Origin of the sequence: Paraburkholderia sp. A3BS-1L, assembly GCF_051125215.1 — a bacterium.
Lineage (GTDB): Bacteria > Pseudomonadota > Gammaproteobacteria > Burkholderiales > Burkholderiaceae > Paraburkholderia.
This window is the reverse complement of record NZ_CP120443.1, coordinates 195921-211826: the sequence shown is the minus strand read 5'-3', so window position 1 is coordinate 211826 and position 15906 is coordinate 195921. Positions and strand designations below refer to the sequence as shown.

15 protein-coding genes are annotated in these 15906 nt (G+C 66.1%); 3 read left to right on the top strand and 12 right to left on the bottom strand.

Annotated features, from left to right (window positions below):
* Positions 1-8: 8 nt before the first annotated feature.
* The 4 genes from P5W99_RS16200 to P5W99_RS16185 all read right to left on the bottom strand — a co-directional run bounded on the left by P5W99_RS16200 (position 9) and on the right by P5W99_RS16185 (position 5773).
* Complete coding sequence (locus P5W99_RS16200) at positions 9-1526, bottom strand: NCS1 family nucleobase:cation symporter-1 (RefSeq protein ID WP_421026198.1); 1518 nt, start codon at positions 1524-1526, stop codon at positions 9-11.
* A gap of 60 nt (positions 1527-1586) precedes the next feature.
* Positions 1587-2864, bottom strand: a complete 1278-nt coding sequence (gene preA / locus P5W99_RS16195) for an NAD-dependent dihydropyrimidine dehydrogenase subunit PreA (RefSeq protein ID WP_434663805.1) — start codon at positions 2862-2864, stop codon at positions 1587-1589.
* A gap of 106 nt (positions 2865-2970) precedes the next feature.
* Positions 2971-4380 carry an NAD(P)-dependent oxidoreductase gene (locus P5W99_RS16190; protein WP_421026196.1) on the bottom strand — a complete coding sequence of 470 codons (1410 nt, stop codon included), beginning with the start codon at positions 4378-4380 and terminating at the stop codon, positions 2971-2973.
* Between the two features lie 127 nt (positions 4381-4507).
* Positions 4508-5773 carry a Zn-dependent hydrolase gene (locus P5W99_RS16185; RefSeq protein ID WP_421026195.1) on the bottom strand — a complete coding sequence of 422 codons (1266 nt, stop codon included), beginning with the start codon at positions 5771-5773 and terminating at the stop codon, positions 4508-4510.
* A 261-nt stretch (positions 5774-6034) separates the two neighbouring features.
* Between P5W99_RS16185 and P5W99_RS16180 the strand changes: the two genes are divergently transcribed.
* Positions 6035-6751, top strand: coding sequence for a TetR/AcrR family transcriptional regulator (locus tag P5W99_RS16180; protein WP_421026194.1), 717 nt, complete (start codon positions 6035-6037; stop codon positions 6749-6751).
* Between the two features lie 58 nt (positions 6752-6809).
* On the opposite strand, the gene P5W99_RS16175 is transcribed toward P5W99_RS16180, so the two are convergent.
* Positions 6810-7292: an Lrp/AsnC family transcriptional regulator gene (locus P5W99_RS16175; protein ID WP_213301033.1), complete on the bottom strand. Its 483-nt coding sequence runs from the start codon at positions 7290-7292 to the stop codon at positions 6810-6812.
* A 371-nt stretch (positions 7293-7663) separates the two neighbouring features.
* On the opposite strand from P5W99_RS16175, the gene P5W99_RS16170 reads away from it, so the two are divergent.
* Entirely contained in the window at positions 7664-8296 is a 633-nt protein-coding gene (locus P5W99_RS16170) for a LysE family translocator (RefSeq protein ID WP_434663799.1), read from the top strand.
* 67 nt (positions 8297-8363) lie between these two features.
* Here the strand turns inward: P5W99_RS16170 and P5W99_RS16165 are convergent, their stop codons facing one another.
* The 3 genes from P5W99_RS16165 to P5W99_RS16155 form a co-directional block, all read right to left on the bottom strand.
* Entirely contained in the window at positions 8364-9527 is a 1164-nt protein-coding gene (locus P5W99_RS16165; RefSeq protein ID WP_421026192.1) for a DUF2242 domain-containing protein, read from the bottom strand.
* 139 nt (positions 9528-9666) lie between these two features.
* Positions 9667-11058, bottom strand: coding sequence for an APC family permease (locus tag P5W99_RS16160; RefSeq protein ID WP_421026191.1), 1392 nt, complete (start codon positions 11056-11058; stop codon positions 9667-9669).
* Between the two features lie 138 nt (positions 11059-11196).
* The gene (locus P5W99_RS16155; protein WP_434663795.1) at positions 11197-12039 is read right to left on the bottom strand and encodes a carbon-nitrogen hydrolase family protein; all 843 of its coding nucleotides are present in this window, start codon (positions 12037-12039) and stop codon (positions 11197-11199) included.
* A 100-nt stretch (positions 12040-12139) separates the two neighbouring features.
* Here P5W99_RS16155 and P5W99_RS16150 point away from each other — a divergent pair, with 100 nt between their 5' ends.
* Positions 12140-12982, top strand: a complete 843-nt coding sequence (locus P5W99_RS16150; protein WP_421026189.1) for a helix-turn-helix transcriptional regulator — start codon at positions 12140-12142, stop codon at positions 12980-12982.
* A gap of 38 nt (positions 12983-13020) precedes the next feature.
* Here the strand turns inward: P5W99_RS16150 and P5W99_RS16145 are convergent, their stop codons facing one another.
* The 4 genes from P5W99_RS16145 to P5W99_RS16130 all read right to left on the bottom strand — a co-directional run bounded on the left by P5W99_RS16145 (position 13021) and on the right by P5W99_RS16130 (position 15903).
* The gene (locus P5W99_RS16145; protein WP_434663792.1) at positions 13021-13434 is read right to left on the bottom strand and encodes a rubredoxin; all 414 of its coding nucleotides are present in this window, start codon (positions 13432-13434) and stop codon (positions 13021-13023) included.
* 36 nt (positions 13435-13470) lie between these two features.
* Positions 13471-13599, bottom strand: coding sequence for a hypothetical protein (locus tag P5W99_RS16140; RefSeq protein ID WP_421026188.1), 129 nt, complete (start codon positions 13597-13599; stop codon positions 13471-13473).
* A 251-nt stretch (positions 13600-13850) separates the two neighbouring features.
* On the bottom strand, positions 13851-14408 hold the full coding sequence (locus tag P5W99_RS16135) for an FUSC family protein (protein WP_421026187.1): 558 nt from the start codon (positions 14406-14408) through the stop codon (positions 13851-13853).
* 130 nt (positions 14409-14538) lie between these two features.
* Positions 14539-15903, bottom strand: a complete 1365-nt coding sequence (locus P5W99_RS16130) for an aspartate aminotransferase family protein (RefSeq protein WP_421026186.1) — start codon at positions 15901-15903, stop codon at positions 14539-14541.
* Positions 15904-15906: the final 3 nt, after the last annotated feature.

Sequence of the window (15906 nt, the reverse complement as noted above, 5' to 3'; positions counted from 1 at the left end):
GTTTTCAGTTATGCGTTCGCAATGCGTGGGCTGCGGCTCTTGCCCAGCTTCATCAGCACGCCATAGACAACGGCCGCGATCGCGAGTCCCACGAACCACGCATAGGTATAGAGGTTTTTGAACGCGTCGGGCACCGAGGGAAACGCATTCGGAAACGCCACGTTCAAAAAGCCCGGCAGATTCGGCAGCACGCCCGCGACGAGCGCGATCACGGCGGCTAGGTTCCAGCCATTCGAGTAAGCGTATTCGCCGTTTTCCTCGAACAGCTGCTCGGTGTCGAGGCGCGCGCCGCGAATCAGGAAGTAGTCGACCATGAGAATGCCCGCCACCGGCCCGAGCAGCGCCGAATAGCCCACCAGCCACGTGAAGATATAGCCCTGCGTGGTGGCCAGAATCTTCCACGGCATCATCACGATGGCGATGGTCGCCGTGATCAGGCCGCCCGCCTTGTACGAAATGCCCTTGGGCCAGAGGCTCGAAAAATCGTAAGCAGGTCCGACCAGGTTCGCTGCGAGATTGCAGCACATGGTGTCGAGCGTGAGGATCACGAGCGCGATGCCCACGCCGATGCCTTCCATGCGGCTCGTGACGTCGATGGGGTCCCAGATCGCCTTGCCGTAGATCACCACGGTGGCCGAGGTGACCACGACGGAGACCACCGAGAGCAGCGCCATCGGAATCGGCAGGCCCAGCGCCTGCCCCACGAGCTGGTCTTTTTGCGTCTTCGCGAAGCGCGTGAAGTCGGGAATGTTGAGCGCGAGCGTGGCCCAGAAGCCCACCATCGCCGTGAGGCTCGGCCAGAAGGTGACCCAGAAGAGCCCGGCCTTCTTGCCGCCCGGCGCGAACTGCGAGGGCTGCGAGAGCATCGAGCCCACCCCGCCCGCTTTCGAGCAGGCCCACCAGACCAGCGCCACGCACATCACGACCTTGATGGGCGCCGACCAGCTTTCGAGCCAGCGGATCGAGTCGGTGCCGTGCACGATGAAGTAGAGTTGCAGCGCCCAGAAGATCAGGAAGCACGCGCCCTGGGCGACCGAAATGCCGAGGAACGGCAGCGCGTCGCCGACCAGCGCGTTGTGCGTGAGGATGTTGGCGAGCGTGTAGATCGCGCTGCCGCCGAGCCACGACTGAATGCCGTACCAGCCGCACGCCACGATGGCGCGCAGCATGGCGGGCAGCTTCGCGCCCTGGGTGCCGAACGACGAGCGCACCAGCACCGCGTAGGGAATGCCGTACTTCGCGCCCGCGTGGCCAATCAGCAGCATGGGCACGAGCACGATCATGTTGCCGAGCAGCACCGTGAGCACCGCTTGCCACGGCGACATGCCCTGTTCGGTGAGCCCCGCCGCGAGCATGTACGAGGCGATGTTCATCACCATGCCCACCCACAGGGCGGCGAAGTGATACCAGCGCCACGTGCGCTGCGCGGCGCGCGTGGGCGCGAGGTCGTCGTTGTATAGCTCGCTGGCGCTGCGGCGCGCGTGCGCGTCGCCTTCCATACCACCGCTGGCTGCTGGCTGGCTCATGGTGCGGTTTCTCCTGGCGCTTTTTGCTGCGCTTTGTTGCTCAGGTTGGGGGAGAGAGGATCAGGCCGCCTTCGGATCGGCCACGCGGGCCGGATTGTTCGGGTGCGTGGTCCAGTTCGCGTAACGGCCCGTGTCGACGCGCTCCATCGTGATGCATTGGTCGACCGGGCAGACATGCATGCATAAATTGCACCCGACGCAGTTCGCATCGACCACTTCGAAGTGCCGCTTGCCGTCCTTCGTCGCGGTGATGGCCTGGTGCGAGGTGTCCTCGCAGGCGATATGGCACAGGCCGCACTGGATGCAGCGGTCCTGATCGATGCGGGCCTTGATGTCGTAGTTCAAGTTCAGGTATTGCCAGTCGGTGACGTTTTGCACCGCGCGGCCACGAAACGCGTCGAGATTCGCGTAGCCCTTGTCGTCCATCCAGTTGGCGAGCCCGTCGATCATGTCCTGGACGATTCGGAATCCGTAATGCATCGCGGCAGTGCACACTTGCACGCTTCCGGCGCCCAGCACCATGAACTCCGCGGCGTCGCGCCAGTCGGAAATGCCGCCGATGCCCGAGATCGGCAGGCCCTGGGTTTGCGGGTCGCGCGCGATCTCGGCCACCATGTGCAGCGCGATGGGCTTGGCGGCGGGGCCGCAGTAGCCGCCGTGCGTGCCCTTGCCGTCCACGGTGGGCAGCGGCGCCATGGCGTCGAGGTCCACGCCCACGATCGAATTGATGGTATTGATGAGCGAGACGCCGTCCGCGCCGCCCTTGAACGCGGCGCGCGCGCCGTGGCGAATATCGGTCACGTTGGGCGTGAGCTTCACGAGGCAGGGCAGGCGCGTGCCTTCCTTCACCCAGCGCGTGACCATCTCGATGTATTCGGGCACCTGGCCCACCGCGGCGCCCATGCCGCGCTCGCTCATGCCGTGCGGGCAGCCGAAGTTGAGCTCGACGGCGTCGGCGCCGGTGTCTTCCACCAGCGGCAGGATCCATTTCCAGTCCTGCTCGGTGCACGGCACCATCAGCGAGACGATCAATGCGCGGTCGGGCCAGTCGCGCTTGACCTGCACGATTTCCTTGAGGTTCACGTCGAGCGGCCGGTCGGTGATGAGCTCGATGTTGTTCAGGCCCGCGATGCGCTGGCCGCGCCAGGTGGTCGCGCCGTAGCGCGAGCTTACGTTCACCACGTGCGGGTCGAGCCCGAGCGTCTTCCAGACCACGCCGCCCCAGCCGGCCTCGAAGGCGCGGTTGACGTTATAGGCCTTGTCGGTGGGCGGCGCGGAGGCGAGCCAGAACGGGTTGGGCGATTGAATACCGGCAATCGTGCAGCGGAGATCGGCCATGATGCGGCTCCTGTCGATTCGGAGTTAGTGCTTCAGCACTTGCTCCGATCCCATGCAAAGCTGATGGGATGGTTCGTTTTTGTCGGGGTACGTGTAGTGCTGCCGCTCAGGCCGCTTTCGTGGCCTGTGCAGCGAGGTAGCGGTCGATCGCACGCGCGGCGAGCTTGCCGTCCTGCACCGCCTGCACGGTGAGATCGGTCGCGCCGTGGCCCGCGCAGTCGCCGCCGGCCCAGACGCCTTCGAGCGAGGTCGCGCCATCGGCATCCACGGCGATGCGCACGCCGCCCTCGGTCAACTGCAGTGCTTCGAGCCCTGCCGGCAGCAGCTTTTGGCCGATCGCCTTGAGCACCACGTCGGCCTCGATGCGCTCGATTTCGCCGGTGCCCCGGAGCACGCCGTTCGGGTCGAGCGCCGTGCGTTCGAACTCGACCGCTTCGACACGGCCCGCGCCCACGCCGCTGCCCAAAATCCGCAACGGCTTGCGCCACTCGACGATCGTGACGCCCTCGTTACGTGCGAATTCCTGCTCGGCCCACGTGGCGCTCATGTGCGCGCCGCCACGCCGGTAGGCGAGGGTGACGTGCTCCGCGCCGAGCTTGCGGCTTTGCACGGCGGCGTCGATGGCGGTGTTGCCGCCGCCGATCACCACGACGCGGCGGCCGGTGGGCACGGTGGCCAGATCGCGCGCCTGGCGCAGTTCGGCGATGAACTCGACGGCGTCAAGCACGCCTTCGAGCGCTTCGCCTTCGATGCGCAGCGCCTGCGTGCCGCCCAAACCGATGCCGATGAACACCGCATCGAACGCTTCGCGCAGCGCGTCGAGCGCGAAATCGCGGCCCAGCCGCTTGCCCGTTTCGATCACGATCCCGCCGATGGAGAGCAGCCACTGGACCTCGCGCTGGGCGAAATCGTCGACGGTCTTATACGCGGCGATGCCATATTCGTTGAGCCCGCCGGGTTTCTCGCGCGCGTCGAACACGGTCACGGCATGCCCGGCCAGCGCGAGCCCATGCGCGCATGCGAGCCCGGCGGGACCCGCGCCGACCACGGCCACGCGCCGCCCCGTCTCACTCGTGCGCTTGAAGAGCGGCGCGGCGCCCTCGGCCTCGCGTGCCATCTGGAAGTCGGTGGCATGGCGCTGCAGCGCGCCGATCCGGACTGGTTCGCCATCCTGATGATTTCGCACGCAGGCGCCCTCGCACAGGATCTCGGTGGGGCACACGCGCGAGCACATGCCGCCGAGCGGGTTGGCGCTCAGGATGTCGCGCGCCGCGCCCTTGAGGTTGCCGTTGCCGATCTTGCGGATGAAGCCCGGAATGTCGATGCCGGTGGGGCAGGCGGCGATGCAGGGCGCGTCGTAGCAGTAGTGGCAGCGGTCGGCGGCAATGACGGCGGCATCGGCGGAGAGGGGCGGGGCGACATCGGCGAAATTGCAGCCGAGCGCCTCGGCGCCGAGGCGTCCGGCAGCAACGCCTTGCGGAGTAGGTGCGGTGGCACGCGAGTTCGAATGGGACATCCGGATGCTCCTTGCGAGGCAAAACACGGGCCCGCCGGCTGCGCACGCAGCGGCGTAGCCGGGACGCGGGGGAAATGCTGGAATTGCTACGCGGCGCTCGAGGCCGCCTGTTTCGATTCGTGTGCGATCAACCCGGCTCTGACGCGCGTTCGAGCATCGCATGCAGCAGCACGTTCGCGCCCGCCTCGATCCACTCCTGCGTCGCGTCCTCGACCTCGTTATGGCTGATGCCGTCGATGCACGGCACGAACACCATCGAAGTCGGTGCGACCGTTGCGAGATAGCACGCGTCGTGGCCCGCGCCCGAGACGATATTGCGGTTCGAATAGCCGAAGCGTTCCGCCGCCGCGCGCACGGACTTCACGCAGTTCGCATCGAACGGCACCGGCGCGTAATAGAAAATCTGCTCGACTTGAGCTTCGAGCTTGCCTTGCTGCGCGATCTTCGCGATGCCTTCGCGCAACTCGGCGTCCATTTTCGCGAGCACTTCATCCTGTGGATGGCGAAAGTCGATGGTGAAGAACACCCGCCCCGGAATCACGTTGCGCGAGTTCGGATGCACCTGCATCATGCCGACCGTCGCGCACGCAAGTGGTGCATGGCGCAGGCCGATTTCGTTCACGAGCTGCACCACGCGCGAAGCGCCGAGCAGCGCGTCGCGGCGGCGCGGCATGGGCGTGGGGCCCGCATGCGCTTCCTGGCCCGTGAGCACGACTTCGTACCAGCGCTGGCCCTGCGCGTCGGTCACCACGCCGATGGTCTTGTTCTCCGCCTCGAGTATCGGCCCTTGCTCGATATGCAACTCGAACGCCGCGTGAATCTTGCGCCCGCCGCACGGCAGGTCGCCCGCATAGCCGATGCGCTGCAATTCCTCGCCGATGGTCTTGCCGTCCACGTCCTTGCGCGAGAGGCCGTAATCGAGCGTGAACACGCCCGCGAACACGCCGGACGCCACCATCGCGGGGGCGAAACGCGAGCCTTCCTCGTTGGTCCAGATCACCGTTTCGATGGGGTGCTCGGTCTGAATGCCGTGGTCGTTGAGCGAGCGGATCACCTCCAGCCCGCCGAGCACGCCATAGATGCCGTCGAAGCGACCGCCCGTAGGCTGCGAGTCGGCGTGCGAGCCGGTCATCACCGGCGGCAGGTCGTTGTTGCGTCCCGCGCGGCGCATGAAGACATTGCCCATCTGATCGACGCTCACGGTGCAGCCCGCTTCCTTCGCCCACTTCACGATGAGGTCGCGGCCGGCTTTGTCGAGATCGGTGAGGGCGAGGCGGCAGACGCCGCCTTTCGCGGTCGCGCCGATCTTCGCCATCTCCATGAGGCTGTCCCAGAGGCGCTGGCCGTTCACATGAATCGCGGTGGTCAGCGCGGCTTCGCTTACGGTGTTCATGCGTGCTCTCCTCGTTTGCTGAATCCTGTCCGATTGGACAGGTTGTAGGCGATAAACTTCAGGAATTCAATGCGGTGTTACGAGCGAAAAGCATGCCATCGATGTTGCGGTGCATGAAAGCACACGGGCGACGGGCAGGTTTACCCGAAGGTTTGCCATGCATCTATGCACGTCGCGCCGATGCCGTGACTACAATGAAACCGGCGTTGCGCGGCGGATGATGCGCGCGACGCTTTTCCACCCTTGAGCGGACCGAACCCCATGCGCGACGACGACCCGAACACGCCAGCCGCGAATCTTGCAGTGCGCACGAGTGCGGGCGCGCGCGACGACGCTGACGCGGCGCACAAGCCGCGCCGCAAGGCGTCGATTCGCGCCTCCAATGAAACGCATCTGCTGGCTTGCGCGGAGGCGGTTTTCGCGGAGCGGGGCTTCGAGGGCGCGAGCACGGCGCTGATTGCCGAGCGCGCCGGCCTGCCGAAGGCGAATCTGCACTACTACTTTCCCACCAAGCTCGCACTCTATTGGCGCGTGCTCGACGACGTGTTCGAAGAGTGGAACGCCGCCGCCGACACCTTCGACGCAAGCGACGACCCGGTGGTCGCCATCGGCGGCTATGTGCGCGCGAAGATGGCGCTCTCGCGGCGCCGGCCGCTGGGCTCGAAAGTGTGGGCCAACGAGATCATCAGCGGGGCCACGCACATGCAGGACATTCTGCTCAAGCGCGTGAAGCCGTGGATGGAGTCGCGCGTGCAACTGATCGAGCGCTGGATCGACGAAGGACTGCTCGCGCCGCTGGACCCCAAGACGCTGCTCTTCATGATCTGGGCGACCACGCAGCATTACGCCGATTTCGAGGCTCAGATTCGCGCGCTCGCGGGCAAGCGCGCGTTATCGGCCGCGAGCTTCGAGGCCACCACTGAAGAAGTCGTGAAGATGATCTTGCGCGCGAGCGGGGCGCGCTCGCCAGGAGCGTGAACTGCTCCGCGCATTTGATACGGATGACGAACTAACTGGCGTGATGCGCTGAGGAAGCTCACACCTGCATCGACGCCACGTCCTTCATGCAGCGCAGCGCGAACATCGAGCGGCTGTGGCGGATGCTCGAAATGCGATAGAGCTTTTCGCGCAGGAAGCGCTCGTAGCCCGCCGTACCATCCACGGCCACCTTGATCCAGTAGTCGTATTCGCCGGAGACGAGATACGCCTCCAGCACTTCGGGCAGCGCCGCGAGCTCTGCGCCGAAGCGCGCGAGCGCGTCGTCCTCGTGGCGGTCGAGCGTGACTTCGAGAATCACGATGTCGGCGAAACCGAGCTTGCGCTGGTTCACGAGCGCGACATAGCCGTCGATGTAGCCGTCGGCTTCGAGTTGGCGCGTGCGGTTCCAGCACGCCGTGGTCGACATGCCTACTTGTTCCGCGAGTTCGGCGTTGGAGAGGCGGGCGTTCTGCTGTAGCGCGCGCAGGATCTTGCGGTCCTGGTTGTCGAGCGGTTTGGACGGGCGTTCGCGGGGGCTCATGATGGATGGAATTATCTACAGAAAGTTGCAATTTTAGCGGAATGATATTCCGTAAATGAGCGATTTTTGCCTGAAAACAGGAAGCCTTTACAGGGTCATTGCCGGTATATTTTCTCCATGCCTTCTTGCCCGGCACGACCCACGCGGCCACCTCCCCGCGTTGAGGTGCGCCGCCGCAGCCACAAGCCGCGGTGGACCGTCAGAGCCGGTTTTCCGTGCACCCAGCGGCGGCCATCGGGCGTTGTACGCGTTCATCACGCGGCCAGCAAGGTTCGATCGGGCAGATGGCATTTGAAACCGCGCTGTTGCGCGGTTTTTTGTTGCCCGCTTTCGTTTCGCCCCCTTCATTACGCCAACCCAGAACTCCAGAAATGTCGCCCCAGTTGTATTTGTCGTTTCTCGCCGCCGCGCTGGTCCTCGTCTACACCCCCGGTCCCGTCAACGTGCTCACGATGAGCCACGCGCTCCATGCCGGCTGGCGTCGCGCGCTGCCTTGCGTCTGGGGCGGCACGCTCGCGGTGCTGTTGCAACTCGTCTTCACGGCGCTTTGCCTGAATTCGCTGCTGCTCATTAGTGAGCATTCACTTACCGTGCTGCGCTGGGCCGGCGCGGCTTACCTCGTCTGGCTCGGCTGCAAGCAATGGCGCAGCCGTACGCTCGGCGGCGAGTCTGGCGCGGAGCCAGCGGAGTCGGCGCTCACTGCCCGGCGCGGTCTGTTCTGGCGCGGGTTTGCTACCTCGGGGCTCAATCCCAAGACCTTGCTGTTCTTTCCGTCGTTTTTCCCGCAGTTCATCAGCGCGGATGCGTCGTGGAGCGCGAACCGACAGTACCTCGTGCTGGCGGCGACGTTCGCGTTGCTGTTCGCGGGTGGGGTGGCGTCGATGGCGCTGTTTTCGCACCGCCTGCGCCACGTGCTGCAACGGCCCCGGCGGCTGCGCGTGGTTAACCGTTTGATGGGCAGCCTGCTGGTGGGCATGGGCGCGGTGATGGCGGGCTTGCGCTAGACGCGCATATGGCGGTGGGATTCGGGCGCTGCGTCCGGACGCCGGGGAGGCGTGCGGATCGGGCCGCTCAGGGCGCCCTGGCTGCGGTTGGAGCCGAGCCGGAAACCGGAGCGCTGGCGGAGCTGATCGCCGCTGACGAGGCCGCTGCCGCGCTTTGAGCACCGCGGGCGGGCGCCGGTGCCGCGGCAGCCGATGCCGCTGCGGGCTGTGCGGCTGTTTGCGCCGGCGTTGCCGAAGCCGCCGAGGCAGGCATGGCAGCCGTGCTTGTCGCTGCGGCGGCCGGTGCTGCCGGAGCCGACGCCGCCGACCCAGCAGGAGCCGATGCCGCCGCCGGCAGCACCGGTGTGAGCAGCGTCGCCTCCGATGCGGGCGATGCCGGGAAGACCGCATGCACACCGCTTGCGGCGGCGATGGGCGCGGCCGCGTGCGTGGTTGCTTGCACGGGCATTGCGCTCGTTGCCGGCGTCGGGCTCGACACGGAGGTATGCAGCACGGTCGCGCCAGTCACCGCGGCTGCCGCTGCAGCGGCAGCCGCCGCCGCTGGCGCGGTCGAAGCGCCCGGCGCTGCCATGTTCACCATCGTTGTATCGGGCTCGAGTTGCAGCGGCGTAGCCTTGATATTGCCGCCCGGCACCGGCTCGCTGCGCGCGACGCCGCCCAGATAGCGCCCCACGAGACCGAAGAAGCGCTTGTAGAACTCGGTCGACTGAACCGTCTCGCTCGAGACCTTGACCATTTCGTCGCTGTTCGAGTGGATCGGCAGCGAGACCGACCCGAGAATCGACAACCCCACGCTCGCCGAGGTCGCGCTCTTCTTGAGCGCATAGCCGTTCTGCACGGCGTTGACGTACAGCATGCTAGTGTTCGTGGCGTCGGCCGGCGTGCACACCACGTGCACCTCCACGACGATGTGCTGGTCGACGGACGGCTGGAAATTCTTGGTGGCGTCGACGGTGTCGTTGCGCGTCATCGTCGTCATGTAGCCCTGGCTCAGCAGCGCGCGGCGCGATGCCTCGCAGGCATCGCTGCTGGCATAGTTGAAGCCGTGCGAGAACGGGCTCGGAGCGCTGCTCAGCAGTTGGTCATCCCGAAACGCCGGTGTGGGCGACGAGCATGCACTGAGGGCGGCAGCAAGCGGAATCAGCAGAAACGGAACGACTTTTGAAATACGGGGCATGGTGCGTACGAACGAGGCGGCGAGCGCGCCGGCAAACGAGAGAACGGCATGCATTGTAGTGCGGTTCGGGTCCGCGTGACTGAAGCGGCTGTTTGACCCCGACCCCGCAATCGCGATCGCACTCGGCCCCAAAAACAAAAAACGGGCTGTCGCGCGCAGCGAAGCCCGTATCGATATGGCGCGATGCGCGCGCTTACACGGCCATTTCCGGCGGCGCGCGGCGCAAGCACCGCGTGATCCAGCCGAGATACGCAAGGCCGAGCACGAACCAGATCACGCCGAGCGCGATGGCGGTTTTCTCGAGGCTGCACAGCAGCCAGATATCGGTGATCGCGCCGATCAGCGGGAACACCAGGCCACCCAGGAAACCGAAGCCGCGCGTGCCGGCGGCGCCGCCCAGGTATTGACGGATCACGCACAGGTTCACCGAGGTGAACGCAAGGAACGCGCCGAAGTTGATGAACGAAGTGGACGTGGCCACGTCGAGCTTCAGCGCGATCAGGCCGATCGCGCCGGCAATCGCGATGTTGATGGCGGGCGTGCGAAAGCGCGGGTGGATGAAGCCGAAGATCGACTTGGGCAGCACTTCGTCGCGGCCCATTGCGTAGAGCAGGCGTCCCACGCTCGCCTGCGCCGAGATGCCCGAGGCGAACTGCGCGAGGATCAGGCCGGCGAGGAAGATCGTCACGAAAATGTCACCGCCTACTTTGCGCGCGATTTCGAACGCAGCCGAATCGGGGTCCTTGAACACGGCGCCCGGATGTGCGAGCTGCAACGTGTACGCGGCGATCACGAAGATCGCGCCGCCCAGCAGCGCGATCAGCACGATGGCGCGCGGAATGTTCTTTTCCGGCTCGATGGTTTCTTCTGTGAGCGTGGAGACGGCGTCGAAGCCGAGATACGAATACGCGGCGATGGCCGCGCCAGCCATCGTGGCCGAAAGCGGCACGTGCGGCTGGAAGAACGGCTGCGCGGCGAGCAGGCCGCCGGGGCCGGCCGCGGCCGCCGCGTAGTGCAGGCACAGCACGACGAAGATGGCGGCAATGCCGAGCTGCACGATCATCAGCACGATGTTGAAGCGCGCCGCGAGTTCGATGCCGATGATGTTCAGGCCGCTCGTGAGCACGATGAACGCGACGATCCAGATCCACGCGCTCACGTGCGGAAACGCAGCGCCCAGGTAGGCCGCGCCGATCAGCCAGATCACCATCGGCAAGAAGAAGTAGTCGAGCAGGGTGGCCCAGCCAATCATGAAGCCCATGTGCGCATTGAAGCTCTTGCGCGTGTAGGTGTAGGCGGAGCCGGCCACCGGGAACAGGCGCGCGAGCTTGCCATAGCTGAGCGCCGTGAACACGATCGCGATGAGCGCGATGAGATAGGCGAGCGCGGCAGTGTCCTGGCTCGCGCCCGCGAGCACGCCATAAGTGCCGTAGACGATCAGCGGCGCCATGTAGGCGAGGCCGAACAGGAGCACGGAGGGCAGGCCGAGCGTGCGCTTGAGATGCGGTTCGCGCGCGTGGCTTGCCACGCTTGCGCCGTTCGTGCCGTGGGTGCCGTGTTCAGCCGGCGTTGCGGAAGGCTTCATGATGCAGGTGTCTCCTGAGTGCTGCGGGTGTAGTCCGCGCGCGAGCGTGCGTGCCGCCCCGGCGGGGCAGCGCACGCTGCGTGGCTTCGATCGTTTGCTGGTGGGTTGTCGGCTGCGCTGGCCGCTGGCGCTGCGCGCTCAGCGGCTCGTGCGGGCGCGGATGTTGAGCGAGCGGCGGCCCTGCGCGTTGTTTTCATCGGCGAGATTCAGCGCGACGCGCGCATCGTGCAGATAGCTGTAATGCTCGCGGCTTTGCGCGAGCAGCGCGCGGTCCACGGTCACGGGCAGGACCGCGTCGTCGCTCTCGAGTTCGGCCAGCACGTCGCCGAACGGGCTGATGAGCGCCGATTCGCCGGGGAACGTGAGGTTGTCGTCGCCGTCGCCGGTGCGGTTCACGAGCGCCGCGAATGCCTGGTTTTCCATCGCACGCGCGACAATGGCGCGGCGGTGCACCGGGCCGAACGGATCCATGTTGCCGTTGGTGACGATCAGCATTTCCGCGCCGAGCACGCCGAGCGCGCGCGCGGGTTCCGGAAACTCGATGTCGTAGCAGATCAGCAGGCCCACGGTCATGCCCTTGAATTCGCAGACCTCGAAACGGTCGCCGGGCGTGAAGACGCCGACGTCGGTGGCCCACAGGTGGGTCTTGCGATAACGCAGCGCGATTTCGCCGCGTTCGTCGATCAGGACGGTGGTGTTGTAGAAGCGCTCGTTGTCGCTGCTGTCACGCTCAGCAAGACCCACGGCCACCGCCACCTGGGCGTTGCGCGCGGCGTCGCGCACGGCGCAAAGCGAGGGGCCGGAGAGCGTCTCGGCCACGTCGCGCACGCGCTCGCGGGTGGGAAAGCCGGTGAGCGTGGCTTCGGGGAACACCATCAGGTCGGTACCCGCACGGCGCTTGCCGATCGCATCGAGCGTGCGCGCCAGATTGGGCGCGACGACGCCGTCAACGAGGGGAATTTGTGCGAGTTCGAGTTGCATGCCTGTCTCCTTGTGCCGCGCGAGCGTAATGAGCGGCTATTATCACCACGTTATTTTTGCTCGGAAATCACCCTGCAGGGGTACCCTGACCGGAGGAACCATGGAACTCGACTGGCAAGATCGCGCGTTCCATCACCATATCGCGACGCTCATCGACGCCCTCGACGGTCCCGAATTCTGGACCCGCATGACGCGCGTGATCGAGCGGTTCGTCGCTTTCGACAACTGGGTCGCGCTCGTCTTCATGCGCGATCGCGCACCGCTCGTCTGCGCCGAGTCGCCGATGCCCGACGGCACCGTGGATCTCTTGTTCCGCGCGTATCTGGAGGGCATGTACCAGCTCGATCCCTTCTATATCCACGCCTGCGAAAAGCCGCGCGCGGGGCTCGTCACGCTTGCCGAAGTCGCGCCTGATAACTTCCGCATGACGGACTACTACCAGCGCTATTTCAGGAGCAACATCATCGGCGACGAAGTGCAGTTCAATCACCCGCTCGATGCGCGCCGCACGCTGATTTTCTCGCTGGGCGCAACGCGCCATTACACCGAGCGCGATATTGCGATGTTCGCGATGTTTGCGCCGTGGGTGATGGCGTTGATGCGGCAGCGGCTGCCTTATGAGACGTTCTCGATGCCCGAGCCGGCTGAGGCGGATGCAGGCGCGCCGCGCGCCGAGACGACGGCGGCAGGCAACACGGATTACGCGAGCCGCTTCGAAGCGGTGGCGCGACAAAGCGGCCGCACGCCGCTCACGGCGCGCGAGATCGAAGTGGTGCGCCAGAGTCTTTCGGGATTTTCGACGCGCGCGATTGCCGAGCGGCTCGACATCTCGTTCGAGACCGTGCGTGCGCACAAGAAACATATTTACGCGAAGCTCGGCGTTAGTTCGCAGTCTGAACTATTTGCGCTGTTCTACGAGCCGCTGGGACGTGAAGGCGGATAGCAGTGTGAGCGCATGAACGCTCACACATGGCGGGTTCCTCAGAACTCGACCAGCGCGAAATCTTCCTTGCCCACATCGCACAGCGGGCAGCGCCAGTCGTCGGGCACGTCGGTCCAGCGCGTGCCGGGGGCGAGGCCGTCGTCGGGGGCGCCGGCGGCTTCGTCGTACACCCAGCCGCAGATCACGCAGACCCATTGCTTTAAGGCTTGATCGGACCGAGTAGCGTGTGCCGCGCTTGCGGTGGCGGCATCCGCTCGAGGCTCGCGCGGCGCGTCGAGCGCCACGACGAGCGGCGCCGAAGTGGCTTCGCGCGCGGCCAGCTTTGCTTGCAGCGTGTCGAGCAGCGCGGCGGCTTCCGCGGCGGTGAGATCGATCCAGTAGGGATCGCCTGCGCCATCGTTCAGGCGCTCGGGTGAGAACTGGATTTCGAGGGCGACGCCTTTCTTGTACATAAGCGAAAACCTTGAAGCGTGCGTCCGGTGCGGCGCTTAGGCGAAGTGCTGGAGCACGAGCGAGACCGCGATGCCGCCGAACGCGATCAGCGCGAGCATCTGCAAAAGCGAGATGGATTTGCGTGCGGTCGTGGCGGCGGGGACGGATTGACGGTTCGAGTTCATGGCGTGCGATGCGATTGGGTGTTGCGGGTGCGTGACTTGGGCGTTGGGTGCGCCAGGATCGGCGCAGCCGGCAAGTTTCGCACGATTTCGCATCCGGGGGGACGATTGCGCGCAATTCGCGCGCACGGGTCGCACCCCCCGAGGCTACCTGTGCGGCCCGCACTGGCATTGAGCACGGCGGCCCTGATTATCGCCGCTCCTGCGCCGAATATTGCGAAGCGTGCGGAGAGAGATTTTCTCGCGAGGGTTGCCTAAGCATGCAGCCAGCGCCGCTCGAAATACGAAAACCCCCAGCAAACGGGCAAGGCGCAAGCCATGCCGATCGCCACCTCGGCCACGCGAAAGAGTGCGACATCCCACACGGGGCCGTGGCTGGGTACGAGGAGCACGATGGTGGTGGTGGTGGCGCCAAGCCGCGCGGCGGTGCTCACGCGCAGGCACCAGCAGGAAACGATTACCACGGCCACCGCCACGAGATACACCGCCATGTTCTCCGGCCCGAGCGTGGCCGCCACGAAGCCCACAATGCCGCCGGAGATCGCGCCGATGAACTGGTCGCGCGACTGCGTGAGCGTATCGGCGTAATCGTGCTGCGTGACGGCGATGGCGGTGATCGCCGCCCAGAACGCCTGCTCGGTATGCAGCGCGTGGCCGATGCTGTAGGCGAGGCCTGCACCGCAAACGGCGCGCAGCGCCATGAGCATGCCTTGCGCGGCGCGGCTCTTGAGCGGCAGGTGTTTGAGCGCGCTCAGCGCGGATTGCTGCAGCGAGGAAAAATAGCCGAAGAGATTTTCTTGCGGATCGTGCATCGGGTTTGATCGGCTCGAAGGCCGATTTGAAAGCGAATTTGAAGGCGGCCCTGAGAGCTGGGCGCGCGGCGCGCCCGCCTGGTCGTCAAGGATATCAATTTCGCATGCAAGGTCAGCACGCCGCGCTTCTTTACGACGCGTACAGCTCCTCGAGGCACGCATCGAATGCGCCGATCAGGCGCTCGACATCGGCTTCGGTGGTATCGGGGCACACGAGCATCATGTTGTGAAACGGCGTGATGAGCACGCCCCGGTTGAGCAGATACAGATGGATGACTTGCTCGAGCTCGTCATTCATCGCGGCGCGCGCCTCGCTGCCATTGCGCGGCGGGGTGGCGCAGAACTGGAACTCGCTTCGCGCGCCCACGCGCGTCACGCACCACGGCAGCGCATGGCGCGCGATCGTTGCCGCGAGGCCCTGTGCGAGGCGCTCGGCGAGCGCGAACATCCGCGCATAGGCCGCGTCGGTCATGACTTCGTCGAGCGTCGCGCGCATCGCGCTCATCGATAGCGCGTTCGCCGTGAGCGTCGTGCCGATTCCCGAGTGGCCCGGCGGCGCTTCGAGCTTCGCTTTTTGCGCACGCGCGGCGAGTTCGGCGGAAAAGCCGTACACCGCGCACGGCACGCCGCCACCCACGGGCTTGCCGAGCACGAAGAGGTCGGGCTCGATGCCGTGCTCGCACGCATAGCCGCGCGGCCCGCTGCTGATGGTGTGCGTTTCGTCGATCAGCAGCAGCGTGCCGTGGCGCTTCATGAGCGCTTGCGCGTCGCGCCAGAAACCGGGATCGGGCAGCACCATGCCCACGTTGGTCATGGCAGGCTCGGCCAGCACGCAGGCCACTTTGTCATCGGCGAGCGCGCGCCCGAGCGCGTCGAGGTCGTTGAACTCCACCACGCGCGTGTGCGGCAGCAGGTCGTGCACCTGGCCCAGCAGGCTCGCGCGCTGCGTGGGCCGGCCATCGACGAGGTCGACGAAGACGTCGTCCACGGTGCCGTGATAGCAGCCGTTGAACACGACGATCGTGTTGCGCCCGGTGGCCGCGCGCGCCCAGCGCAGTGCGAAGCGGTTGGCGTCGCTCGCGGTCATGGCGAACTGCCAGTACGGCAGGCCGAAGCGCCGCGCGAGCGCCGTGCTCACGGCTACGGCGTCTTCGCCGGGCAGCATGGTGGTGAAGCCGCGCTGCGCCTGGCGCGCGAGCGCCTTGGCGACGGCGGGCGGTGCGTGGCCGAACATCGCGCCCGTGTCGCCGAGGCAGAAGTCGATGTAGCGGTGCCCGTCCACATCGGTGAAGGCTGCGCCGCGCGCCGCATCCACATAGAGCGAAAACGGCGTGGGCCAGTCGTTCATCCAGTGCAGCGGCACGCCGAACAGCAGATGCTGCGCGGCTTGCACGGAGAGGGCTTGCGACTTCGGGCGCGCGGCGACAAAGGCATCACGCTCGCGTGCCAGGATGCGCTGCGCGCGCTCCCGGTTCACGCCTTGGCGGTCTTGCATGGA